Here is a 25,286-nt window from a genome sequence, read left to right as displayed (position 1 = left end):
GTCCAGGAAGTCAGGCCAAGGGCCGACTTCCTGGACTTTTCTTTACGTGCTCATGTTCCGCATGTTGCTATCCTTCGTACTTTTTCAGCACTATCGCCGAATTATGTCCTCCGAATCCGAACGAGTTCGAGATAGCGATCCGCAGTTCCGCTTTTCTCGCTTCGCCCGCCGTATAATCCAGATCGCACAGCGGATCGGGCTGTTCCAGGTTGATGGTGGGCGGAATGAGTCCCGTTTGCAGCGACTTGACCAGCGCCACCGCTTCCACCGCTCCCGAAGCGCCCAGCATATGCCCGGTCATCGACTTGTTTGCCGTCACCGGGATCCGGTACGCGTCTTCGCCGAACACGGTCTTGATCGCCGCCGTTTCCGAACGGTCGCCGATCACCGTACTGGTCGCATGGGCGCTGATCACATCGATCTCCGCCGCGCTTATATCCGCTTCCCGGAGTGCCGTCCGCATCGCCCGGGCCGCCCCGTTTCCGTCTTCCGGCGTCGCCACCATATGGTAGGCATCCGAACTTGCTCCGTATCCGATCACTTCGCCCAGAATGACCGCCCCCCTCTCCCGCGCATGGCTCAGCGATTCCAGCACCAGAATGCCGGCTCCTTCCGCCATCACGAATCCGTCACGCTCCGCGTCGAACGGACGGCTGGCCCGCTGCGGCTCGTCCTTACGCGTCGACAAGGCCGTCGCATTCGAGAAGCTTGCCAATGCGATCTCCGTCAGCGCCGCTTCGCTGCCGCCCGCAAGGATGATATCCGAACGACCGGCCTGGATCTGGTAGAACGCTTCGCCGATTGCCGTATTGCCGATCGAACACGCCGTGATCGGCGCAAGCGAAGGGCCCAGCGCCCCGTAGCGGATACTGACGAGCGCCGCGGCCATATTGGCAATCATCGCCGGCACCAGCAGAGGGCTGACCCGCCCCGGCCCGCGTGCGGCCAGCGTTTCGCTTTGCTCCATCAGCGTGCCGATTCCTCCGGTTCCCGATCCGATATAGACGCCCATTCGTTCCCGGTCCGTCTGCCCGAGATCGAGTCCCGATTGGACGACGGCTTCGTCGGCCGCAGCCAACGCAAACTGGCAGAAGCGGTCCAGCTTGCGCGCTTCTTTGGCTCCGAGCAGCGCCGCCGCATCGAAATCCCGAACCTCTCCCGCAATCTTCGCTTTGTGATTGGCCGTATCGAACGCTTCGATCGGACCGACTCCCGACTGCCCTTCGACCAGGTGCGACCAGAACTTCTCCACCCCGCTGCCGAGCGGCGTTACCACGCCCATTCCCGTAATTACAACCCGTTCCCTTTTATTCTCCATCTTCTGTTTCTCCTCTCGTTTTCTTGTCGCAGGCTTCCTTTACCGCTATAATGGCATGGAAAATATCCTAGTACAAGTTACCGTTTATACGGGTATAAGAACTGCCCGTATAGACGGCCGAGAGGAGAATCGTCCATGAATTCCGCCGCCCGTCTTCAAGCGCTGTCCGCTTTTCTCAAAAGCCAGCGGGCCAAAATCTCGCCCGAATCGGTCGGTCTTCCTGCCGGAACAAGGCGCCGCACCCCCGGCCTTCGCCGGGAAGAAGTGGCCCAGCTCGCGGGGGTCAGCACCACCTGGTACACCTGGCTCGAGCAGGGCCGCGATATCCAGGCTTCCCCCTCCGTCCTCGACTGCGTGGCGGCTGCGCTTCGCATGAACGCCGACGAGCGCAAATATTTGTATTCGCTCGCATCCGACGGAGGCTCCGATGCCCATCCGGTCGAGCGGGCCGCTTCGCCGATTCCTCCTTCCCTGCAAAAAATCATCGGCGAACTGACGGACTGCCCCGTCATCGTCTCCGACCGGACGTGCCATATCGTCGCGTGGAACCGGGCCGCTTCGTTCGTGTTCCTGGACTTCGAGCGGATCCCCGCCGAAGAACGCAATATGATCCGGCTGCTGTTCGAACGCCGCGAGTTCCGGCGTCTGGCCGTCAATTGGACGCAGTTCGCCGGCAGTTTCCTGTCCTTGTTCCGCTCTTACTACGGCCGTTATGTCGGCGACGGATGGTACGATCGCTTTTTGCAGGAAATGATGGCCGGATATCCGGAATTCCGGGAGATGTGGGAACATGGGCAGGTCAGCTACGCTCCCGAAGTCCATCTCGAATTCCGCCATGCCAAAGCGGGCAGAATGGTCTACGAACTGACTTCGCTCAGTACATCCGGGCAGGACGATCTGCGGCTCAGCATCTATACCCCGGCCTCCGGCACCTCCACCGAAGCCAAACTTCGGCGTTTGATGGACGAAGGCAAACACGCATAGATTCGCCGCTTCGTTCTTTTTCGCATCAAAAGCCGTCGAAAACGCTCTCGATAAATTCTTCAAGAAAGCGCATACTTTTCTCTTGTTAAGCGATGCAATTCCTGCTATGATGACGTTGGGATTGTTACTGAAGAAGGCAAAACCCACTGCGTGTACGAGAAGTACATGTGCTGGGTTTTGCCTTCTTTTCGTAACTTTCCCTTTTTTCAATTCACGATGTGAACGCTTATCTTGCCCGTTTCGCAATCTCGCTGGATAAGGAGGGCGGCATATGATTATCGGTAAAATTTTCAACAACAACGCCATTATCGCAAGCGATACAGGCAAAAGCGAATTCGTGGTCATGGGACGCGGAATCGCATTCAAGAAAAAAGTCGGAGAACCGGTAGACCAGAGTCTGGTCGAGAAGATTTTTGTCCTTCAACAAAAAGAAGCGTCGGAGAAATTCAAACTGCTGCTGGAAGATGTGCCGCCCGAGTATATCTCCTTGTGCTACGACATTATCGAATACGGCAAGAACATGCTCGATGTGCCGCTGAGCGATTACATCTATGTGACGCTGACCGACCACATGAACAATGCGCTGAAGCTGCTCGACGAAGGCATCACCACGACCAATCCGCTGAGCTGGGAAATCCGGCGCATCTACCCGAAAGAATTCGGGATCGGCAGAAAAGCTCTGGAATTCATCGGAGAATCGCTCGGCAAAACACTTCCGGAAGACGAAGCGGCGAACGTCGCCATGCATCTGATCAATGCACAGATCGACCGGCCCTCGCGGCAGACAGAGAACATTTCCGCCCAGACCGGCAAGATCAGCGATATTCTCAACATCGTCAAGTACACCTACGGCTCGGCTCCGGACGAAAGTTCGCTGAGCTATGAACGCTTTATCACCCATCTGCGCTTTTTCTTCCAGCGGATCGGCCAGCCGGCGCGCGGCGAACTCGAAGACGACTTTCTGCTGAAACAGGTCAAATCGAAGTACAAGCGGGCGTACGGCTGCATGCTCAAAGTCGAGAAGTATCTGCAGATCGAACTGCCCGACGAGGAAAAGCTCTATCTGACCCTGCATATCCACCGCGTAACCCGGGAAGCGGTCCCCTAAGAAGTTCCTGCCCGGCAGCAAGTGTTTTCTATCCCGTAAGCGTATTCAATTTCATAAAATGACGGATCGTGACTGGTTATGCAGGCGAGACCCACAGGAAGCAGGCTCCTCCGGAGCGCGCGCTTTCTTGGTCTCGCCTTTTTTATATCTTTTTCCTTGATGACCATCTGCCTAATAAGGAGCGAGAACAATGGGAAAATACGAAAAATTGGCGCAGGACATTATCCAGAACGTCGGCGGCCGGGAAAACGTCAGCAGCCTGGAACACTGCGTGACCCGGCTGCGGTTCAGACTGAAAGACGAGAGCAAAGCCCAAACCGATGTGCTCAAGAATATGGACGGCGTCGTTACGGTTGTCAAAAGCGGCGGGCAGTATCAGGTCGTGATCGGCAACCATGTTCCGGACGTCTATGCCGAAGTGAACGCCGCCGGCGGCTTTTCCGCCGAATCCGGCGACAGCGGAAGTTCGGGTTCCGGCGAAAAAGTAAGCCTGTTCAGCCGCTTTGTCGATATGATCTCCGGCGTATTCGCACCGACGCTCGGCGTGCTGGCCGCAACCGGCATGATCAAAGGCTTCAACGCCCTGTTCCTGACACTGGGCTGGCTGACCGAAGCTTCGGGCACCTACCAGATTCTGAACGCGATCGGCGACTGCCTGTTCTTCTTCTTCCCGATCTTCCTGGGCTTCACCGCTTCGAAGAAATTCGGCGGCAACCACTTTATCGGCATGGCGATCGGCGCGGCGCTCGTGTATCCGAATATCTCCGGCATCACGTCTTCGGGAGCCGAGCCGCTGTATACGTTATTCGGCGGAACCTTGTTCGAATCGCCCGTCTACATCACGTTCCTCGGCATTCCCGTCATTCTGATGACCTACTCGTCGAGCGTCATCCCGATCATTATCGCGGCTTTCGTCGGTTCCAAGATCGAGAAGTTCTTCAAAAGAACCATCCCGAGCGTCGTCCGGACTTTCCTGGTTCCGTTCTGCACCCTGCTCGTCATCGTTCCGCTCACCTTTATCCTGATCGGACCGATTGCCACCTGGGCCGGCACGCTGATCGGCAACGGCACGCTCGCCATATACAATTTCAGCCCGATCGCGGCGGGAATCATCATGGGCGCCTTCTGGCAGGTGTTCGTCATCTTCGGCCTGCATTGGGGCTTCGTTCCGATCGCGATCAACAACCTGACCCTGCTCGGCAAAGACCCCGTTCTCGCGGGCATGTTCGGCGCTTCCTTCGCCCAAACCGGCGTCGTGTTGGCCATCCTGCTCAAAACGAAAAATCAAAAGCTCAGATCCCTCTCGATCCCGGCTGTCATCTCCGGCATCTTCGGCGTCACGGAACCGGCTATCTACGGCATTACCCTGCCTCGTAAAAAGCCGTTCATCGTCAGCTGTATCGCGGCGGCGGTCGGCGGCGGCATTATCGGCGCCATGGGCACGCAGGGCTACCGCATCGGCGGCCTCGGCATCTTCGGCATTCCGTCCTATATCGGTCCGAACGGACTGGATGCCGGCTTCTACGGCGCGATCATCGGTATCATCGTCAGCTTCGTGCTCGGCGTCGCCATTACCCTGTTCACGTTCAAAGACGATCCGGTTGCGGAAGGCGACACGCCGGTCAAAAAGACCGATTCCGTGATCCAGCAGGAAACCGTCGGCAGCCCGATGAAAGGCAATGTCATCGCTTTGTCCACGATCAAAGACGAAGCGTTCTCGACCGGAGCCATGGGCAAAGGCGTCGCGATCGAACCGCTCGAAGGCAAAGTCTACTCGCCGGTCGACGGCGTGCTGACCTCGCTGTTCTCTTCGGGACACGCGATCGGCATCACCAGCGACACCGGCGTCGAGATTCTGATTCATGTCGGCCAGGACACCGTCAAGCTCAAAGGCAGACACTTCACTCCCAAAGTCAAACAAGGCGATACGGTCAAAAAAGGCGATCTGCTGATGGAATTCGATATGGACGCGATCCGCAAAGAAGGCTACGTCCTGACGACCCCGATCATCATCTCGAACACGGGCAGCTATCTGGACGTAATCGAGACGGAAAAGAAAAGTATCGGATACTCCGACAATCTGCTGACCGTTGTGGTCTAAACTCATCCAAGGAGGATTACAAATATGAACAAGGTTCCGACCGGTTTTCCCGAAGGATTTCTGTGGGGAGGCGCGACAGCCGCCAATCAGCTCGAAGGCGGTTACAACGAAGGCGGCAAAGGACTCAGCACATCCGATATGATGACGGCCGGCACGCATACGGTACCCCGCCGCATCACGACGGAACTGCTGCCCGAAGAAAATTATCCGAGCCACGAAGCCGTCGATTTCTATCACCGTTACGCCGAAGACATTGCGCTGTTTGGCGAGATGGGCTTCAAAGTGTTCCGCCTCTCGATCGCCTGGAGCCGGATCTTCCCGAACGGCGACGACAAGGAGCCCAGCGAAGAAGGCTTGAAGTTCTACGACCGCGTCTTCGCGGAGCTTCGCAAGCAGGGAATCGAGCCTCTGGTCACGATCTCCCACTACGAAGCCCCGTTCGCGTTGGCGAAAAACTATAACGGCTGGTCGGACCGCCGCCTGGTCGACTTTTATGTCCAATACTGCGAGACGCTGTTCAACCGCTACAAAGGCGTCGTCAAATACTGGCTGACCTTCAACGAAATCAATATCATGACGATGCCATTCGGCACTTTCCTCGCGGGAGCGATGATTCCGGAAGGCGGCATGGAACTGACGAACCCGGATTCCAGCACCGAGCAGGACCGCTTCCAGGCGCTGCACCATCAGTTCGTCGCCAGCGCCAAAGCGGTCAAGCTGGGTCATTCCATCGATCCCGACTTCAAGATCGGCTGCATGATCGCCTATATGTGTTCGTACCCGCTGACCAGCAATCCGGATGACGTTCTGCTCGCACAGCAAAAAGACAATATCGGCAACTTCCTCTGCGGCGACGTACAGGTACGAGGCGAATACCCGGGCTTCGCGAAACGCTATTTTGCGGAAAAAGGCGTGGAGCTTGTCTGGGAAGACGGCGATGAACAAACGCTGCTCGAAGGCACGGTCGACTTCTACACGTTCAGCTATTATTCTTCGGTATGCGTCAGCGCCGATCCGGAGCAGGAGAAAATCGGCGGCAATATGTCGATGGGTCTCAAAAATCCGTATCTCAAAGCGAGCGCCTGGGAATGGCAGATCGATCCGCAGGGCCTGCGCTGGGTACTCAACAACGTCTATAACCGCTACCGGCTGCCGATGATGGTCGTCGAGAACGGCCTCGGCGCGGTGGACGAAGTGGAAGCGGACGGTTCGATTCATGACGATTACCGGATCGAATATCTGCGCGAGCATATCAAGGAAATGAAAGAAGCGATTATCGACGGCGTCGACCTGATCGGCTACACTCCCTGGGGCTGTATCGACCTGGTCAGCGCGGGCACCGGCGAGATGAAGAAACGCTACGGATTTATCCATGTCGACAAAGACAACGAAGGCCGCGGGACGCTGAACCGTTCCCGCAAAGACAGCTTCCACTGGTACAAGCAGGTCATCGCAAGCAACGGCGAAACGTTGGAACTTGGCGCATCCCCGGTCCGATAATACGTCGGAGACGGAAAAAAAAGGCCGCTTCTTGCTCCCCGCCGTTTGTCGATCTCCTTTTTAAACGCACAGAAAAAGCTTTGTCCGTCGGGATAAAGCTTTTTCTGTGCGTTTTTCCTTAGGGCACCGCTTGCCAATGGTCGGGAAGCAGACTGTTTTTCAGGCTCCCAAATGACGATATATAGGCCATAGGTTCATATTCACTATATTTCTACTATCGGAGGTCGCCGCATGTACCAAAATCGCCGCTTCTTTTACGCGGGAACCTTATGCTACCTAGCCGCTTATTATGTACTGCTGGACGTGTTCCGGCACAACGAGTCCGTCATGGGCTGGCTCGCCAATCTGCTGAATCTGATTCCGGCCGCGGTCGGAGCTTTTGTTCTTTGGCTGGTCTTTCGCAAGTCGGCCGCTTCGCTGCGAACGTTCTGGATGCTGATGCTGCTGAGCTGCGCCGCTTATGCGCTTGCCATGATGTTTTGGCTTTGGGATGCGCTCAGTCCCGCTTACGAGATTGGCCTGCCGGGACCGGCGGATTATCTATGGTTCATTGAAGGCCTTCTGATCTTTTCCGCCCTTCTGCTGTTGAATTACCGTCAGTTGAAAGGACTCCATGCTCTGCGTCTTCTTCTGGATGCTTCCATCTTTATGACGACCGCGATTGCTTTGAGCTGGATTGTGTTGATCGAGCCTCTGTACACGCAGGCCGTCGCCAGCGGGGATCTGATTTTCATCATTTTGAATATCAGTTATCCGGTCCAGGACTTGAGCTTTCTGTTTCTGCTGACCCTGCTGATGCTGTCCAGCGGTCATGCGATCGCAGCCAAAGTCCAGCAGATGCTGCTAGGCGCCGTACTGCTGTTTATCGCGGCCGACTCGGTCTATCTGTATCTGCTTTCGATTGAAGCGTACCAAATCGGAAGTTTTATCGATCCTTTATGGAGCATGTCGCTGATCGCGATTGCCTGTGCCGGAATCGAGTCTCTCAATCCCCGGGTCTTCACCAAAATCGCCCGCAAATCGGATGAAACGAAAAACCGGGGATGGTTCAGACGCATGCTTCCTTATGTAAGTCTCGGCATGCTGATGGTCGTCATGCTGCTGCAGCTGCCTTACTTCAACATGATCGTACTGTGCTGCCTGTTCGGCATCCTGTTGGTTATTGTCCGGCAAATTCTGACGCTGGCCGAAAACGACGAACTGCTGACGCGTCTGGGGACGTATTTGGAAGTCAGCGACCACAACGCCAATCACGACGAGCTGACGGGGCTGCCGAATCGCCGCTTTTTTAATCTGAAGCTTCAGGAAACCGTCCTTCAGGCCCAGCAGGATCGGCAGGAATTCGCCGTCGTGTTCATGGATTTCAACCGCTTCAAATATATCAACGATACGCTGGGACATGCCGTCGGAGACCGTATGCTTCAGGAGGCCGCCGGCAGATTCGCCCAAAACCTGCCCGAATTCTGCTTTTTGGCAAGACTGGGCGGAGACGAATTCGTGATTTTGATTCCTCCTCCCGCCGGCAGACCCATGATGGATCTCGTAGTCGAAGAGATCGGACGAAGTTTTGAAAAGCCGATACCGATCGAAAATCATAGGCTGCACGTATCGACCAGTATCGGTGTAGCGGTCTATCCCGCCAACGGAAGCACCACAGACGAACTGCTTAAAAACGCCGATGCGGCCATGTATCAATCCAAAAAAGAAAACAATCATAAAGTCGTATTTTTCGATTCTTCGATCGGAAGCGATCTGGAACACCGGATGGAAATCGAAAACGACCTTAACACGGTTCTGGAACGCAATGAACTGTCTCTGCATTATCAGCTGCAAATCGATGCCGGAACCCACAAAATCACAGGGGTCGAAGCGCTGCTGCGCTGGAAGCATCCGGTAAAAGGATTGATTTCTCCCGCCGACTTTATCCCCATTGCCGAAGAAACCGGTGCAATCAACCCGATCGGGGAATGGGTACTGCGCCAAGCTTGCAGCCAGCAGAAGCGCTGGGTCCGGGCGGGCTTTGCGAATCTGCGCATGAGCGTCAACCTTTCGCCGCGCCAGCTGCAGAGCGACGATATCGTCGAGCGGATCCTAGGCATTGTCCAATCGACGGCGATCGATCCCCGCATGCTGGTGCTGGAAATGACGGAAACGTTTGCCGTAAGCGATACTCCCGCGGTGATCGACAAAGTGAACCGGCTGCGCCGGGCCAAAATCCAGCTGGCTATCGACGATTTCGGCAGCGGCTACGCTTCGTTGAAATATCTGAGGAGCTTCAAGCCGTCGCTGCTCAAAATCGATCGCGGCTTTATCGGACCGATCGGAAAGCAGGACAGCGAAGCCGACGATATGGTTCGGGCCATTATCCGGCTGGGTCAGAGTCTGAATATCGAAGTGCTTGCCGAAGGCGTAGAGACACGGGAGCAGTTCGATTTCCTCAAACAGGCCGGCTGCAGCGAAATGCAGGGTTACCTGATCGGCCGTCCGGCCGCCGAGCCCGAATTAACCGCGCGGCTTCAGCAGTCATCGGCCTACTTTACGCTTCCTCCCGGTTCGATCGGTTCCTGACCGGACTCGCCCGGAAGGTTTTTGCCCATTGCGTAACTTCCGTACCATTCGCCCCGGCGCGCACGATTCCAAGCCTCCCGTACGAACGGTATCGTATTTTCAGGCAGAAGTTCGGCCGGAAACCAGGCCAGCTCCGAGCATTTGTCCGGTTCACAATTGACGGGGGTTCCGCTCCGGCATTCCGCTTCGAAAAAAAAGTCGATTCGTTCGTCTTGACTTGGTTCCGACGCACCGATCTGCATGACCCCGGTCATTCGTAAATCTTCACGCCGAATTTGTACGCCGCATTCTTCGTATACTTCGCGCAGCGCGGCATCGCCCGGTCGTTCTCCTGCTTCCGTTTTGCCCGCGGGAAGACCGTATTGTCCGTCTTGATGCCCTGTATTTTGACGCTTGAGCAGCAGGATGTATGCCGCCGCTTTTCCGGCCGGCATACTTTTTGGTTTAGTTGGTTTGTGTTTTTTCCATTGTACGCAGGAACTGCCGCATATCGCTCAAATATCCGTCGTCGAACAATTTTTTTGGCATCCAGATCGCGGTGAGGGTCGTCAGCGTCTCCGACTCGGCCAAGCCGCGTTTGAGCATCGAGTGATCGGCTTCCGGCAGCTGCGTCACGCTCAGCAGCTCCGCCGGGATATGCGCCCGGTAGACCGTTTCGGTATCGTCGGAATCGACATTGAGATCCTGTCCGCCGAGTACCAGATGCACGGGATGTTTGAATGCGGACAGTTCTGCGGCGGAATCCGACTCGAAATTTTTCAAAATGAACGTCCAGCGCTCTCTCGATAAAGTTTCCGTATCCTTCAAAGCGGCTTCCCGCAGATATTCCTCGTAAGAAGCCCCGCGCCGCAGCAGCTTCAGCACGTCGGCGTTCTTCCGCTCGGCTGCCGCGATTTCTTCCGCCGAAGATCCGCTGCGCTCCATCGTCCGACGCGTGTGGTAACGCCCTTGTTCGATCCAGTTCACCGCCGGTGCGACCAGAATGCTGAATGCCAGATCCGGCTCGCCTCGCACAATCTTCGGAATCACCCACCCCGCTTGGCTGGCGCCCCATAGACCGATTCTCGAGCGGTCTATTTCCGGCTGCGAACGCGCCCAGTCGATCGCAAGCTGCGTGTCTTGTGCCCGGTCTTCCATATCCTGATCCAGCCAATCCCCTTCCGAACCGCCTACTCCGCGTTTGTCGAGCGACAGCGAAGCATAACCTTCCGCGGCAAAAGCTTCCCACAGCGGCTTATATCCATCGTCGTAAGTCGAATTCGTCGGGCCGTCGCCATGTACGAACACGATAAGCCCCACCGGGCCGTCCGGCGATTCCGGCAGGGCAAGCGTGCCGGTCAGACGGCCTTGCGGCGTCTCGATCACGACCGGACGTTCTTCCATACGGTACGTATTTCCGACGACCGCCCAGACCGCAAGCGCCGCCAAGGCAAGCAGGAGGGAAGCGCCTGCGATCCACAGCTTCTTTTTCCCGGTTTTCTTCATGCTTCAACTCTCCTCTTTTCTTATTCCGCGAATCATGAACTTCCACTCCGGCTCCCCCAAAAGATACCCGCACAACCTCCGCCGTTCGGTGCGCACGGATTCAAAGCCGGCTTTCTCGTACAGCCGGACTGCGGCTTCGCTCCGCTGCGACACATGCAGCGACAAGCTGCCGAATCCGGCCGTTTCGGCAAAATCCGCAGCGTGTTCCAGCAGCAGCCTTCCGAATCCAAGACCCCGGCAGTCCGGCCGTACGGCAAGATGTTCGATATAACATTCTCCCGCCGGAGGTTCGTAAGTGAGTGCCGCCATCCCGGCTGCAAACCTCAGTCCGGCGACCGGTCCGAATTCCCGCAGCAGAGGCAGCAGGTCCGGTTGTTTGACAAAGTCCTGCCTGCCGCCCTTGAGGCTGTCAGGGTGCCGTTTGAGTGCGATCGTGCCGAGCGGCGTTCCTCCGTCCTCCGGCGGGGAACTTCCGTCAAACACGCCAAACTGCCGCGTTCCGTTCGTCTGTTCAAACGGCCAAGCCCGCTCGAGCAGCTGCGCCGTGCGCCGGTGATCCAGACGCAGCAGCGTATGGAACTTGGCGTGAAAAGCCTCGGCCAACAAGGCGCAGATCTCTTCGTGGCTCCGGGCGTCGCAGGCCGCAATCCGAATACATGGCATCGCCGGCGGGTCTCCGGGACCGGATTCGCGGCGGAGAAGCTTGCATCCGGTCGGCTCCTTTTCCGACAGCCCTTCTTCCCTGCCGGCAGACGGTTTATTCGTTTCCATGATCCGATTCCTCCTGGCCTTTCCGCGCTCCGACGGGAATCTCCAGCTCCATCTGCACGGCTTCGCCTCCGAACAGGGAAAGATAGGATTTCTCCTTCAGGATAAGTCTGTCCGGCTGCAGGCCGAACCGTTCGCGGACCTGCCCGCAGGCCGCTTCGATCCGAAGCTCGACCTCGCTGTCGTCCGCCGCCGCAAAAGTTTCGCACCAGTATAACCCTTCTCCCAGCAGCAGATCGTCCGTTTGGCCCGGAGCGCCGTCTGTCGGTTCGAAATACAATGCCGTTTCCAGCCCCTGCCTTACATAGAACAAATCCGTCTCGAACAAACGCTCCGGACGTTCGGACGCCTCCAATAGCTCTCTTGCCGTCGGCCCCTGTCCGTCCGCAGCAAGCGTCGCCCAGCGCCGCAGCCGCCGAAGCGGACGAAACTTCAGCTCTCCCTCGGTCTGCGGAACCCTGCTCCGGTTTCGTTCCTGCAGCAGTTCCTCCGTAAATCGTTCCAGCCGCCGCAGCCTGGCGATTTCTCCGCGAACCCGCTCAAGCGAAGTTCCGATCAGCTCTTCGTATTCTTCCTCCCCGTATTCGCTTAGTGCCCGGCCGGCTTCCGCCACGGGAACGTCCAGCTCGCGCAGCAGCAGGATATGCGCCAGCCGGTACATTTCCCCGGTCCCGTAGCGGCGGTATCCGTTTCGCTCGACATAAGCGGGAAGCAGCAGCCCTTTTTCCTCGAAATAACGCACCTGATGAATCGATACGCCCATCATCTCGGCAAACTCCCGAATACTCAAAAAGTCGCTCATGTTCGAACCCCTTTCGCCGACCTTCTGCTTTCACTATAAAGGTTGGGTCAGACCTAAGGTCAAGCCTTTTTCAAAGCCTAACCCACCTTTCACAATAAACTTACTAAAAATAACCGAAAAACTATTGACTCTGCTTTTTATTGCGGTATAATAAGGTCAAAGAAAGTCAAAGTCAGAGCGAAAGATCAAACTCTTCCCTTGAAAAGAACCCTTCGAGTCTGTTCGAGTCTGATCTTCGTTCGCTTCCCCCTTTGACTTTCGCTTCCCCCTACTCCGGCTGCTTCTTTTTCTTTTGCGGAGGAAGCGGCCGTTTTTCGAGATAGGTTCACACACATCCACTTATAAATCCAAACCTGAAAGGGGCATGCCTTCATGCGCTGTCAACACTGTAACCAGAATCAAGCGACCGTCGGTCTCAGCCTCACCGTTAACAATAAATCCGAAAAAATGTTTCTCTGCGAAGACTGCTATGCCAAAGTCAACGGCGGCGTACCGTTCACGGCAGGATTCGGTCCTTCCGGTCCGTCTTCGTTCGAAGAAATGTTCCGCGGCTTCATGCAGTCGAATCAAGCGTCGAACGGCGCTTCGCAGCGTCCGCAGCCTTCCGCTCAGGGCGGCAAACGCGGCGGCCTGCTGGACCAATTGGGACGCAATCTGAACGATGCCGCGCGGGACGGCAAGATCGATACCGTAATCGGCCGCGATGAAGAAATCGACCGCGTCATCGAGATCCTCAACCGCCGGAACAAGAACAATCCGGTACTGATCGGGGAACCGGGCGTCGGCAAGACCGCGATCGCCGAAGGACTGGCGCTGCGGATCACCGAAGGCCGGGTGCCTTCGAAGCTGCTGAACAAAGAAGTCTATTCGCTGGACGTGGCTTCGCTGGTCGCCGGAACCGGCATTCGCGGACAATTCGAAGAAAAGGTCAAACAGCTGATCGCCGAGCTGGAACAGCGCCAGAATATCCTGCTGTTCATCGACGAGATCCACTTGCTTGTCGGCGCGGGTTCCGCGGAAGGCTCCATGGACGCGGGCAATATTCTCAAGCCGGTACTCGCACGCGGCGAACTCCAGGTCATCGGCGCCACCACGCTCAAGGAATACCGCCATATCGAGAAAGACGCCGCGCTTGAACGCCGCTTCCAGCCGGTCATGGTCAACGAACCGACCGCCGAAGAAACGTTCCTGATCCTTCAGGGACTGCGTCCGAAATACGAACAGTTCCACGGCGTCCGCTATTCCGACGAGACGCTTGAAGCCTGCGTGCGTTTGTCGAGCCGCTACGTGCAGGACCGCTTCCTGCCCGACAAAGCGATCGACCTGCTCGACGAATCCGGCGCCAAGCTGAACCTGCGCGCTTCCACCGGCGGCAGCGACGAGATCCAGGCCCGCCTGGAGCAGATCAAACTGGAGAAAGACGCCGCCGCCCGCGAAGAAGACTACGAACGCGCCGCCAAACTGCGCGACGAAGAAACCGTCCTGAACAAACGTCTCGGCGGCGAACCTTCCGGCGAAGAAGTCCTTGAAGTATCCGTCGAAGATATTCAAGCGATCATCGAACGCAAAACCGGTATTCCGGTCGGCAAACTGCAGGCGGACGAACGCGGCAAAATGAAAAATCTGTCCGCTCGTCTGGAAAGCCGCGTCATCGGTCAAACCGAAGCCGTCGACAAAGTGTCCAAAGCGGTTCGCCGCGGACGGGCCGGCCTGCGCAGCAGCGGCAAACCGATCGCATCCTTCCTGTTCGTCGGACCGACCGGCGTCGGCAAAACCGAACTGTCCAAAGCGCTCGCGGACGAGCTGTTCGGCAGCAGCGAATCGATGATCCGCCTCGACATGAGCGAATACATGGAACGCCATTCCGTGTCCAAACTGATCGGCTCGCCTCCGGGCTACGTCGGCCATGAAGAAGCCGGCCAGCTGACGGAGAAAGTCCGCCGCAATCCGTACAGCATCATCCTGCTCGACGAGATCGAGAAAGCCCACCCGGATGTGCAGCATATGTTCCTCCAGGTGATGGAAGACGGCCGCCTGACCGACAGCCAGGGCCGTACGGTCAGCTTCAAAGATACGGTCATCATCATGACCTCCAATGCCGGCTCGGCCGCCGAGAAGAAGATCACCATGGGCTTTACGGCGAAGACCGACGAAACGCGTTCGATTCTCGGCTCGCTCGGCGGTTACTTCCGTCCGGAGTTCCTGAACCGGTTCGACAGCATCGTACCGTTCGCTTCGCTCAAGGAGCAAGATCTGATCGTGATTGTCGACAATATGCTGGGCGAGATCTCGGCCAATCTGTCGACGCGCGGCATCTCGCTCGAAGTGACGGACGAAGCCAAACGCAAACTGGCGGAACTCGGCTATGATCCGGCTTTCGGCGCCCGCCCTCTCCGCCGCATGATTCAGCAGCATGTCGAAGACGGTATTACCGATCTGCTGCTGGACGAAGAAGAAGTGACGGCTGTCCGCGTTACGTTGGACGAAGACCGTATTCGCGTGAGCCGCGCTGACGACGCTCCGGCAGAGATGTCCGCCGTCCTCCGCAAAGAAATGTAAATTCGATAAACCAGCGGCCTGCCGAGCAGCCTGCCGCTGCCTACCAAAAAGCTGTTCCTTGACCGGTAACCGGTTCGGGAACAGCTTTTTTTGTGCGCCGACGGACGGTTACAGCGGATGGTTAGTTCCGCAAAAGGGTGGACAGCGACGTCGAAGCGATCTGATTAAACGTTCCGGCAAATCCGCTTTCCGGTACGCTGACGCGCAGCAGATACGAATCCCCTTTTGCCGAAGTCCAGACGATGTAGTTATGAATGCCTTTCGTGCCGCTCGTCTGCAAAAAAAGAGCCGCCGAAGCCATCGGGCTTTCGAACAATTGATCGTTTGCATAGCTGTTGACTTTGCCGTACTTTTTCAATTCCGTTTGGCCCTGCTTACGCAGCTTGTCGATATCGAATCCCGCCGGCAGCGGTTCGATCTGCGCTTGGTAGGCCGGATAATCGGTCAGGTACAGCTTGTTTTTCGCGGGACTGAACGTGTATCCCCCGGCCACATACAGCGAATAGCCGTTTCCTTGTTTCAATTGGGCTTTGCGGGCCACGTTTTTCCCTTTGATCATTAAGGAAAACGATTGGGTCTCCGGACGCGAGCTGACGGATGCGGAAGAGTCGGCTTGCACCGCGGCTTGGGCCCGATTTGCGAACAAACCGGAATCGGAAGAAACGAACGGCGCGGCCAGAATCACAGAAGCGGTCAGCGCGACTATTTTGCGGATGGATTTCATGGGAAAACACTCCTCTATAGGGGATTGGGAACGCAGATGGCCGTCCAAATCGGGCCAATCGCTCCTTTAATAGATTAGACGGGATCACTCGCGCAAGTATGACAGTCCTACACCCATTCTTGGAAAAGAGGAACACATAATGAAAATTGGAATCACCGACAGCGGAATGATCGTACGGGTGGCTCTGGATGCCCTGCGGTATATCGAAGAGATTAACGTCACCGCCGTCTGCGTACGCGAGCAGAGTCTTGCGGCGGGAGCTGCTGCGCCTGGCGGAAAGCCGTGCCCTGTATGTGTTCGAAGCCGTGGTTACTCCGTATTCGCCGGATTATTTGCACGTCCGCGAGCTGCTGCCGCAGATCGGGCCGATCCGCCTTGTGCAGAGCCGCTTCTCCAAACGCTCGGGCCGCTACGACGACTATCTGAGCGGCAGCATACGGCCCGCCCAATCTGTGCAGTTCGGTCACCCTCCAAACGAAAGACCGCGAAGAAACGTTTGCGTTCGAGGTGCCGGACAATCATATGAGCCAAGAATTCCGGGCGTTCGCCGCCATGTACCACGGGGGCCAATGGGAACATGGCCTGGAAGCCCTGCGTCGTTCCGTTGTCGTCATGGAAGCGGCCGAGCAGGCTCGCCTGGATGCGGGCATCTTGTTCGGTGCGGATCGGACTTTCTTCTTTTGATGCAGACCGACGACAAGCGGATAAACGATGAAGAATATCGTTTTTGCGGAAAAGACGCCAATCGGCGTCTTTTTTTGCATGGCCGGATTCCAAAAAATAGTCCGTTCCGTTTCGCAAAATTAAGAAAAACCTCCTATCTTCCTCGCTAACCTGTTACCCGTATATACCGATAAATATGACATAAGAGAATAAACCCGGCAGTCTGCAGGGGTTAGCCTGCGGATCGGCCTACTTTAAAACAATGGAGAGTGACAAGATGAATGTGTTTCGCAACCTTAAGCTTCGTTCCAAGCTTTTCATTTTGAATGCGGCGGCTATCGTATTTCTGCTGGTGATCGGTACGGTGAGCTTTGTATACGTCAATCAGATGGCGGCCAATTCGCGTGCCATGTACGAAGAAAGCCTGAGGAAAGTCAAATCGATCAACCAGGTCATGACAAATTTCAATAGCATCATGAACGACATGCTTCAGCTCATGATAAATACAGACCCGGAACAAAACCTGCTCCTCAACCAGCATTTCCAAGAAACGTTCGACAGAAATTCCAAACTCCTCACCTCATACGAAGATTTCGGTCTGAATACGGAAGAGCAGACCGTTTACGACACGATCATGGGTTCCCGCAAAGAACTCCGCGCGTTCGAAGACGAAGTCGCAAACGCGGCTCTGGACAACCGCAACGCCGAAGCCTACCAGCTTTATCTGACTAAACTGCAGCCCAAAAAGAACGAGACCGAAGCCATGTACATCAAGTTGGCCAACCTGGCCGAAGATTCCGCGAAGCAGAGCAATGAAAAGAATATCCAGGCCGGTGCCGTATCCAAAACGGTCAGCATCGTCTGCGTAGCTGCGGCGGTTATCATCTTGATCCTGCTCTCTCTGATCATTATCCGTTCCATTACCGGTCCGATTCGCAAACTGCAGGAGCTGATGCAGCAGGCGGCGGACGGAGACTTTACGGCCGTCGGCACTCACTTGTACAAAGATGAAACCGGAGCCCTGACCCAGTCCTACAACACGATGGTCGAATCGCTGGGCGCATTGGTCAAGCAAATTTCGGAGAACGCCGTGACGCTCGCGTCAAGCTCGGAGCAGCTGCTCGCAAGTTCCGAACAAAGTGCCCAGGCCACGGAACATATTTCTTCGCAAATCCAGGATATCAGCGACGGAACCGAGGCCCAGGCGCGCGGCACTGTCGAAATGAGCCGCACGATGGAAGAAATGAACGTAGGGATCCAGCGGATTGCCGAGTCGGCGACCGAATTGGCATCGGATTCCCAGGATTCGGAAGCCAATGTCATGCAGGGCCACCGTAAGCTGGAAGAAGCTATTCGCGAAATGGAACAAATCCACCGCTCGATCGGAAGCCTGTCCGAAGTCGTCACTTCGCTGAACGAAAAATCGACCAGTATCGGCGAGATCACGGATACCATCAAAGCGATCGCCGATCAGACCAGCCTGCTGTCGCTGAACGCGGCAATCGAAGCGGCCCGGGCCGGCGAAGAAGGTCGCGGATTCGCGGTCGTCGCGGCCGAAGTGAAAAAGTTGGCCGAACAAACCCAGGAATCTTCATCCGGCGTCTCAAGCCTCATCCATGATATTCAATCGGAGACCAAAATCGCGTTCCAAAGCATGGAGCTCAGCCGCAATCAGGCGGAGAACGGCCGGGTCGTCATGAACGACGTTTCCCGCGTATTCGACGGAATCATGAGCAGCACGCGCAACCTGTCCGTACAGCTGCATGAAGTCTCCGCCGTAACCGAGCAGATGTCCGCAAGCTCGGAACAGGTACTGGCTACCGTAGAATCGTCCGCCGCAATCGCCGGGGGTTCCAAAGACATGGCTCAAAGCGTGGCGGCCGCCACCGAAGAACAGCTCGCTTCCGTCCAGGAAGTGACCGGTTCCGCCGCTTATCTCAGCAAACTGGCCCAAGATCTGCAAACCTCGATCGAACGCTTCAAGATCTGATCGCGGCCCTTTTGCCAGGCGAATGGCTCTCAACCGAATCAAAAAAGGACGGCGCGTTTATGCGCCGTCCTTTTTGTTAGTCCGTATTCAGCAGATCGAGCAGGTCGGCATCGGTCAGCGAGGTGATGCTGTCTTCGCCGGGACGGATTACGTCGCCGATCAAAGCCGTCTTTTTCCGCTGAAGTTCGTGCATCTTCTCTTCGACCGTGCCTTTGGCGACCAGGCGGATCACCTGGACCACCTTCGTCTGTCCCATCCGGTGCGCGCGGTCTTCGGCCTGCCGTTCCACGGCGGGGTTCCACCAGAGGTCGTAGAGAATGACCGTATCCGCGCCGGTCAGATTGAGTCCGGTGCCTCCGGCTTTGAGCGAGATCAGGAAAATGTCCGGCTCGCCTTCATTGAACCGATCGCACAGTTCGACCCGCTCCCTGGAAGGCGTGCTGCCGTCCAGATACAGAAACGGCATCTCGCGGTATCCCAGTTCCCGCCGGATCAGGCCCAACATCTCGGTAAACTGGGAGAAGACCAAGACTCGCCGTCCGGCGCGGCGGCATTCTTCCAGGGTCTCCAGCAGCTGCTCGAATTTGGCCGATCGGCCGGCGTAATCGTCTACGAATAGCGCAGGATGACAGCAGATCTGGCGCAGCCGGGTCAACCCGGCCAGAAATTGTATCCGGCTGCGGCCGAGTTCTTCGCTGTTGTCCAAATGCTCCAGCGTCTCGTAGCGCAGCTTCGCCAAATGGGCCGCATAAAGCTTTTTCTGTTCGGGCAGCAGTTCGGTCACCCGAATCGACTCGATCTTCTCCGGCAGCTCGCCCAGTACGTCCGACTTGAGCCGGCGCAGCAGAAACGGACGCGCCCGCTTCGCGATCTGTTCGCGCGTCAGTTCCGCAAACTTTCTGCGGTCGGGATACAGCCCCGGCAGGACCGAATCGAATACGGAGCGCAGCTCTTCGAGCGAGTTCTCGATCGGCGTACCGGTCAGCGCGAAGCGGAAGCCGGCACGCAGCGCTTTGACCGCGCGGGCCGTCTGCGTGTCAGGATTCTTGATCGCCTGGGCTTCGTCGAGCACCAGCGTGTGCAGATCCAGGCGCTCATACTGCGCCAGATCCCGGCGCAGCAGCGGATAGGAGACGATCAGTACATCCGTCTCCCCGCTTCCGGCCAGGCGGAGCACCGCTTCGCGTTCGGCCTTGGTTCCGTCGGCGACCGCGGCGCGGATCTGCGGCGCGAAGCGTTCCAGTTCGCTGCGCCAATTGTAGAGCAGCGAAGCCGGTGCGACGACCAGGGCAGGACGGCCGCCCTGCCGGATCTCCGGCAGCACCGACAGCAGATAGACGATACTCTGCACCGTCTTGCCTAGCCCCATGTCGTCGGCGAGTACGCCGCCGAGCCGGTAATGCGCCAGCGTCTTCAGCCAGCGGTAGCCGGTCTGCTGATAATCGCGCAGCACCGGAAGCATCGATTCCGGCACGGGGAAATCGAGCAGGTCGGGACTGCGCAGGCTGTCCAGCAGCCGCCGCAGTCCGCGATCGGCCCGGATCAGGCTGTCTGCCGTGCCGGATGCTTCGGCCAGCAGATGCAGTCCTTCCGCAGCCGGCAGACGAAATACAGCCGAATCTTCTTCGGACAGATAAGGCCGGTTTCCGTTCAGAAACTCCAACAGTGTGCGGAAAGCCTGCGTCTCCAGCGGCAGCAGGGCCCCGCTGCGCAGCCGGTAATATTTGCGTTTGTCCTGCAGGGCCGCGAGAGTATCGCGGATTTCCGCTTCCGGGATCCCGTCGATCTCGAAGCGGAATTCCAGCCAGTTGGTGCGTTCGTCAAAGTGCGCCGCGATCTTGGGCGGCGGGTTGACGCGGATGACCCGTTCCTTGACGGATGTGGTCGCGTACACTTTCGCCAGCCGTTCGAGATGCGGAACAATCGTATGCAAAAAAGCGAATTCCCGCTCTTCTTCCTGCATATAGTAGCCGCTCTCCGTCCGGGTAAAGCCCGCATTTTCCATCAGTTCGAGAATCTGCAGTTCTTTGCCGCCTTCGCGAATCAGAATACGTCTCTCCCCGCGCCGGTCTCCTCCGCGTTCAAGAGGATTAATCGCGATATCGCCGTATTGGAATTCCAATCCGGCAAGCAGGCGATCGGCCACCCGATCCAGATAAACGCGGGCTTCGAGCGGAATCCGCACCACCTGATCGGACACGCTGTGATCCATGAAGACGTCGCCGAGTTTCATCAGGCCCGGTACAACCCTCTCCATAAAAGCTTCGACCTGCGCTTGGGGAATCGTCACGCGTTCCGCGTCGCCTCCCGATTCTTCTTCCATGCGCAGAATCTGCTGCAGATCGGCCAAACGGCGGGCTTCCGCGGTCCCCAACCGGTAAAACTGCCCCGCATGCAGCGTCAGTCCGTACGATTCCAGCACAAGCGTATCGGCCATGCCGCGTGCGGTCATGCGCAGCGATCGGTCCTCTGCCCCGCGGCGTTCGAACTCAAAGCGCAGCGGCAGCGGGTCGCTTGAAAGTTCCACACCGGGATAGGTACGGCTGCCGCTTCGAATCGATGACAAAGGGGCCGCTTCGAGCAGCGGAAACAGTCCGTCCCAGGCATGCGGCGGCAGCGGCAGCGACGGAGGATCGCCGATCTCGCCCGTATACAGCGCACCTGCGGAAGCGCGCTGCATCTTCTCGCTGCGCCGAATCTCGGCCAACCGCAGCAGCACGGCATCGTCGCGCAGACCGAAGCAGTCGCGCGACGGATCGTACGTGAAATGGCGCGAGAACGTATAGATTTCTCCCCGTTCGAATCGGACCAAAAACTCGCGGATATCCGGCACGGCATATGTCCGTTCGAAGCCGACCCGCAGTTCGATACCGAGCAGTCCCCGGCGCGGTCCGTGCGGATAAGGCGAGATCCGGAATTCCGCCGTCAGCTCCCGCCGCGACTCGAAGATCGAACGCGAGCCGGCCAGCGCTCTCGGCTGCTGACGGAACAAATCCATGACGCGGCCGACCAGCCGGTCTTCGGGACGGTCGGCATCGGCGGATCCGGACCGACCGGTTTGCGGAGTCCGGGCGGCTGCGGGCAGCATCTCCGTACGTTCCGGGAGGATCGGGAAATCGTCTGTCCGATCCGCTTCTTCATCTTCGGCCTGCCCGGAATCGCCTTCGCTTTTTCGGAGTGCTCCCGGCGGCTTGCCTTGCCTACGCAAATGCAGCAGCTGCAGCAAAGCCGCGGCCGTATGCTTGCAGCCGCGATCGAAAGCGAATCCCGCCGAACATTCGCATTCCGCAAACAACCCGTCGTCCGCTCCGAAGCGTATCGTGATATGCAGAAGTTCTCCGTCGCGGACAAAAGCCTCGTATACGCCGGGGCCTTCTTCGGGCAGCCGGCAGAGCTCCACTTTGCCCGCTTGAAACAGGGTCTCGCCTTTGCGATAAGGACCTGCCCCGCACAACGATTTGATCATCTTTTCGTTCCATCGTTCTTCCGATGCCCGCTCTCTCAAGGCTTCTCCCCCATCGCGTTTAGTCTGAGTCCCAGTGTACCAGAAGAACAAACTGTTTGCATCGTGTTCGTATCATCCTGTGCAGCCCATATGCCTGTTTTAGCTCCGGGAAGCGGGTGTCTTTTTCTGTTTCCGCGCGGCAAAAAGCGGCTTCCGACGGGAGCTCCCGTTCGAAAACCGCTTAAGGCTTCGACGAAATCGGACGCGCCTGCGCCGTGACCGATTCCGATAGAGATGTACAGATCAGAACAGACTGTCCGGGTTCGCGACTTCGTCCCGGGCCGTCTGACGGTTCATCCAGTCGTTCAGCGCCTGGGACAATTCGTAAGGCGAATCCGCAGGCATATCGAGCGCGGGATTGACGACTTCGAGCACACGCTGCCACAGCAGCACAAGATGCTTCTCTTGTTCCCTGCCCAGGGAACGGCGCAGACCCATCAAAGCCACAACCAGCATCAGCAGCGCCGCAACCGCGAGCATGGCCGCTTCCAGGTTGGCCGCGACTCCGGCAAATACCGTCTCGCGCAGTTCAAGAGCAGGCCAGACCAGATCCAGCCCCGCCGTGCCCAGAATCAGAAACAGAATCGACAAGGACAATCCGTGCAGCGCATAATCCGCCAGGCGCAGCCGGGAAGCCGCCCGTTCGAATCCCACCTCGCCCGCGTACCGTTCCAGATGGATCATCTGCTTGCTGAAGTTCCAGTTTTCTTTTTCGACAGGCAGCAAATAGTAATCGATCAGCCGCTGCGCCGCCGATAAATGCGAACCGGTGATCCGGGATTCCTGCGGTCCCAGCATCGCGTGCCTCATCAAACTCATGCGGATTGTCCTCCTTCTTTTCCATTCGTCTCTTAATTGCTTCCAGTATAGGGGAAACAACCAGGGAAAAGAAGTTCCTCGCGGCCGACGGGCTTTGGTCCCAAAGCTTGCTCGTTTGATCGAATTGTCGAGGTCTTACGTCCGGGTTGCTGTCGAAAAACGATCAAAAATGCCCGGTTGGTTACGGATTCCCGGGATAATCGAACCGAAGGCAGGTTTGGAGCCCCTCCATACAATATCTTTCCCACAAAAAAACGGACCGTTTCCCGAAGGAAACCGGTCCGTTTTTTTCTTCCGCCCTTCTCTTTTCCCTTTCCAATCCAAGAAAAGATCGGGCGGCGGAGGGAAAGATCGGGTGCAGGAACGACAGTGTTCGCCTTTGAGATCGGGAAGCCTCCTTCGAAACCTAATTCAGCTTCCCGATCGAAACAGCGGCCGGAACCGATCTTTCCCGGAGCCGCCCGGTCTTTTCCCCCTTAAATCATAATTTTGCACATCTGATTCGTAAACTCGACCGGATCTTCGATCGGCAGTCCTTCGATCAGCAGCGCCTGATTGTACAGCAGGTCCGTGTACAGATCCAGCTTGGACTTGTCGCTCTCAAGCGAAGACTTGAGCGAAGCGAACACGTCGTGGTTGACGTTCACTTCCAAGACTTTCTCCGCTTTGACGTTCGGATTGTCCGGCATCATGCTGAGAATTTTCTCCATCTCGATCGACACTTCGCCGTCGGAGCTGAGGCAGACCGGGTGCGAACGCAGCCGTTTGGAAGCGCGCACGTTCGATACTTTGCCGGCCAGGCGTTCTTTCATGTAGCTGAACAGCTCCTGATCGCCCGCCGCTTCCGCTTCATCCTGCTTCTCTTCTTCGGTCTCTTCGATACCCAGGTCGCCCGAAGATACGGAGCGGAACTCTTTTTCCTTATAATTCATCAGCATTTTCACGGCAAATTCGTCGATATCGTCCGTGAAGTACAGAATCTCGTAGCCTTTGTCCGCGACCATTTCGGTCTGCGGCAGCTTCTCGATCCGGGAATGCGAAGCGCCTGCCGCGTAGTAGATATACTTCTGTTCTTCCGGCATGCGGGATACGTACTCGTCCAGCGTCACCAGCTTCTTTTCGGTCGAAGAGTAGAACATAAGCAGATCCTGCAGGGCGTCTTTGTGCGTGCCGTAATCGCTGTATACTCCGTATTTCAACTGGCGGCCGAACGCTTCGAAGAACTTGTCGTACTTCTCGCGGTCGTCTTTTTGCAGCGATTTGAGCTGGCTTTTGACTTTGCTTTCGATATTTTTGGCGATCAGTTTGAGCTGGCGGTCATGCTGCAGCATTTCCCGGGAAATGTTCAGCGACAGGCTCTCGGAATCGACCATCCCTTTGACGAAGCTGAAATAATCCGGCAGCAGGTCGGCGCATTTGTTCATGATCAGCACGCCGTTCGCATACAGTTCCAGCCCTTTTTCGTATTCGCGGGAATAGAAGTCGAACGGAGGCGTTTCCGGGATAAACAGGATCGAGCGGTACACGACGGCGCCGTCGGCGTTGATGTGTACGTGCGACAGCGGTTTGTCGAATCCGTAATGCTTCTCGGCATAGAAGTTCTCGTAGTCCGCTTCGGTCAGCTCGCTTTTATTTTTGCGCCAGATCGGCACCATGCTGTTCACTTGTTCTTCTTCGATCCGCTCTTCGAATTCGCCTTCGGCGTCTTCTTTCGATACCCGGACGGTATTGTCCATTTTGATCGGGTAGCGGATAAAGTCGGAATATTTCTTGACGATCGAGCGCAGACGGTAATCTTCGAGGAATTCGTCGTAGCTCTCGTCTTCCGTATTGGTCTTGATCGTCAGGACGATCTGCGTACCGACTTCGGCTTTCTCCGCCGGTTCGATCGTGTAGCCGTCGGCACCGTCGGATTCCCATTTGTAAGCTTGGGTCTCGCCGAGCGCGCGGCTCGTTACGGCGACGTGGTCCGCGACCATGAACGCCGAATAGAAGCCCACGCCGAATTGGCCGATGATATCGTGGCCGTCTTTGGCTTCGTTTTCCTTTTTAAAAGCAAGCGATCCGCTCTTGGCGATCACGCCGAGATTGTTCTCCAGATCTTCGCGGGTCATGCCGATACCGCTGTCGGTCAGCGTCAGCGTACGGTTTTCTTTGTCGACGGACAGTTTAATGTAGTAATTTTCCGGATCGAACGAGAGATTCTCGTCGGTCAGCGCCCGATAATAGATTTTGTCGATAGCGTCGCTCGAGTTCGAAATCAGTTCGCGCAGGAAGATTTCCTTTTGCGTGTAAATGGAGTTGATCATCATTTCGAGCAGGCGTTTCGATTCGGCCTGGAACTGCTTCTTTTCCATGCGTGATTTCCCCTCCGTTGGGTCGAAAGTATAGG

General features: G+C 56.9%; 17 protein-coding genes. 8 read left to right on the top strand and 9 right to left on the bottom strand.

The genetic code is table 11. The features are described from left to right. Positions 1-67: 67 nt before the first annotated feature. Positions 68-1,318, bottom strand: a complete 1,251-nt coding sequence (gene fabF / locus HOP44_RS08575) for a beta-ketoacyl-ACP synthase II (RefSeq protein ID WP_172252423.1) — start codon at positions 1,316-1,318, stop codon at positions 68-70. A 135-nt stretch (positions 1,319-1,453) separates the two neighbouring features. Here fabF and HOP44_RS08570 point away from each other — a divergent pair, with 135 nt between their 5' ends. The 5 genes from HOP44_RS08570 to HOP44_RS08550 all read left to right on the top strand — a co-directional run bounded on the left by HOP44_RS08570 (position 1,454) and on the right by HOP44_RS08550 (position 9,579). Beyond that, positions 1,454-2,302, top strand: a complete 849-nt coding sequence (locus tag HOP44_RS08570) for a helix-turn-helix transcriptional regulator (RefSeq protein ID WP_172252421.1) — start codon at positions 1,454-1,456, stop codon at positions 2,300-2,302. Between the two features lie 271 nt (positions 2,303-2,573). Continuing rightward, on the top strand, positions 2,574-3,410 hold the full coding sequence (gene licT, locus HOP44_RS08565) for a BglG family transcription antiterminator LicT (RefSeq protein ID WP_172252419.1): 837 nt from the start codon (positions 2,574-2,576) through the stop codon (positions 3,408-3,410). 190 nt (positions 3,411-3,600) lie between these two features. Then, positions 3,601-5,511, top strand: a complete 1,911-nt coding sequence (locus HOP44_RS08560) for a beta-glucoside-specific PTS transporter subunit IIABC (RefSeq protein ID WP_172252417.1) — start codon at positions 3,601-3,603, stop codon at positions 5,509-5,511. Positions 5,512-5,535: 24 nt separating this feature from the next. Next, entirely contained in the window at positions 5,536-7,011 is a 1,476-nt protein-coding gene (locus HOP44_RS08555; RefSeq protein WP_172252415.1) for a glycoside hydrolase family 1 protein, read from the top strand. 231 nt (positions 7,012-7,242) lie between these two features. Beyond that, positions 7,243-9,579 carry a putative bifunctional diguanylate cyclase/phosphodiesterase gene (locus HOP44_RS08550; RefSeq protein ID WP_172252413.1) on the top strand — a complete coding sequence of 779 codons (2,337 nt, stop codon included), beginning with the start codon at positions 7,243-7,245 and terminating at the stop codon, positions 9,577-9,579. On the opposite strand, the gene HOP44_RS08545 is transcribed toward HOP44_RS08550, so the two are convergent. Genes HOP44_RS08545 through HOP44_RS08530 form a run of 4 tightly spaced genes read right to left on the bottom strand, consistent with a single transcriptional unit; the run spans position 9,543 to position 12,634 of the window. After that, positions 9,543-10,013: an NUDIX domain-containing protein gene (locus tag HOP44_RS08545; RefSeq protein ID WP_172252411.1), complete on the bottom strand. Its 471-nt coding sequence runs from the start codon at positions 10,011-10,013 to the stop codon at positions 9,543-9,545. The two genes, HOP44_RS08550 and HOP44_RS08545, sit on opposite strands and share 37 nt — an antisense overlap. Positions 10,014-10,023: 10 nt before the next feature. Continuing rightward, positions 10,024-11,064, bottom strand: a complete 1,041-nt coding sequence (locus tag HOP44_RS08540; protein WP_172252409.1) for an alpha/beta hydrolase family protein — start codon at positions 11,062-11,064, stop codon at positions 10,024-10,026. Positions 11,065-11,067: 3 nt separating this feature from the next. After that, positions 11,068-11,835 carry a GNAT family N-acetyltransferase gene (locus HOP44_RS08535; protein ID WP_172252407.1) on the bottom strand — a complete coding sequence of 256 codons (768 nt, stop codon included), beginning with the start codon at positions 11,833-11,835 and terminating at the stop codon, positions 11,068-11,070. Beyond that, positions 11,822-12,634 carry a MerR family transcriptional regulator gene (locus HOP44_RS08530; protein ID WP_172252405.1) on the bottom strand — a complete coding sequence of 271 codons (813 nt, stop codon included), beginning with the start codon at positions 12,632-12,634 and terminating at the stop codon, positions 11,822-11,824. The genes HOP44_RS08535 and HOP44_RS08530 overlap by 14 nt, the downstream gene beginning before the upstream one ends. Before the next feature lie 372 nt (positions 12,635-13,006). Between HOP44_RS08530 and HOP44_RS08525 the strand changes: the two genes are divergently transcribed. After that, positions 13,007-15,193 (top strand): ATP-dependent Clp protease ATP-binding subunit, encoded by a 2,187-nt coding sequence (locus tag HOP44_RS08525; protein WP_172252403.1) that lies wholly within the window; start codon positions 13,007-13,009, stop codon positions 15,191-15,193. A gap of 121 nt (positions 15,194-15,314) precedes the next feature. Here HOP44_RS08525 and HOP44_RS08520 read toward each other — a convergent pair whose 3' ends face one another. Continuing rightward, positions 15,315-15,917 carry a hypothetical protein gene (locus tag HOP44_RS08520; RefSeq protein ID WP_172252401.1) on the bottom strand — a complete coding sequence of 201 codons (603 nt, stop codon included), beginning with the start codon at positions 15,915-15,917 and terminating at the stop codon, positions 15,315-15,317. A gap of 522 nt (positions 15,918-16,439) precedes the next feature. Between HOP44_RS08520 and HOP44_RS08515 the strand changes: the two genes are divergently transcribed. Further along, entirely contained in the window at positions 16,440-16,601 is a 162-nt protein-coding gene (locus HOP44_RS08515; protein ID WP_172252399.1) for a hypothetical protein, read from the top strand. 256 nt (positions 16,602-16,857) lie between these two features. Continuing rightward, positions 16,858-18,570 carry a methyl-accepting chemotaxis protein gene (locus HOP44_RS08510; protein ID WP_172252397.1) on the top strand — a complete coding sequence of 571 codons (1,713 nt, stop codon included), beginning with the start codon at positions 16,858-16,860 and terminating at the stop codon, positions 18,568-18,570. 76 nt (positions 18,571-18,646) lie between these two features. Here HOP44_RS08510 and HOP44_RS08505 read toward each other — a convergent pair whose 3' ends face one another. The 3 genes from HOP44_RS08505 to htpG form a co-directional block, all read right to left on the bottom strand. After that, positions 18,647-22,036, bottom strand: coding sequence for a DEAD/DEAH box helicase (locus HOP44_RS08505; protein ID WP_172252395.1), 3,390 nt, complete (start codon positions 22,034-22,036; stop codon positions 18,647-18,649). Positions 22,037-22,318: 282 nt separating this feature from the next. Next, the gene (locus HOP44_RS08500) at positions 22,319-22,894 is read right to left on the bottom strand and encodes a DUF6097 family protein (RefSeq protein ID WP_172252393.1); all 576 of its coding nucleotides are present in this window, start codon (positions 22,892-22,894) and stop codon (positions 22,319-22,321) included. Positions 22,895-23,370: 476 nt separating this feature from the next. After that, positions 23,371-25,251, bottom strand: a complete 1,881-nt coding sequence (gene htpG, locus HOP44_RS08495) for a molecular chaperone HtpG (protein ID WP_172252391.1) — start codon at positions 25,249-25,251, stop codon at positions 23,371-23,373. Positions 25,252-25,286 lie beyond the last annotated feature (35 nt).

This window comes from Saccharibacillus deserti (assembly GCF_013618475.1).
Taxonomy (GTDB): domain Bacteria; phylum Bacillota; class Bacilli; order Paenibacillales; family Paenibacillaceae; genus Saccharibacillus; species Saccharibacillus deserti.
This window is presented reverse-complemented; position numbering and strand designations above follow the sequence as displayed.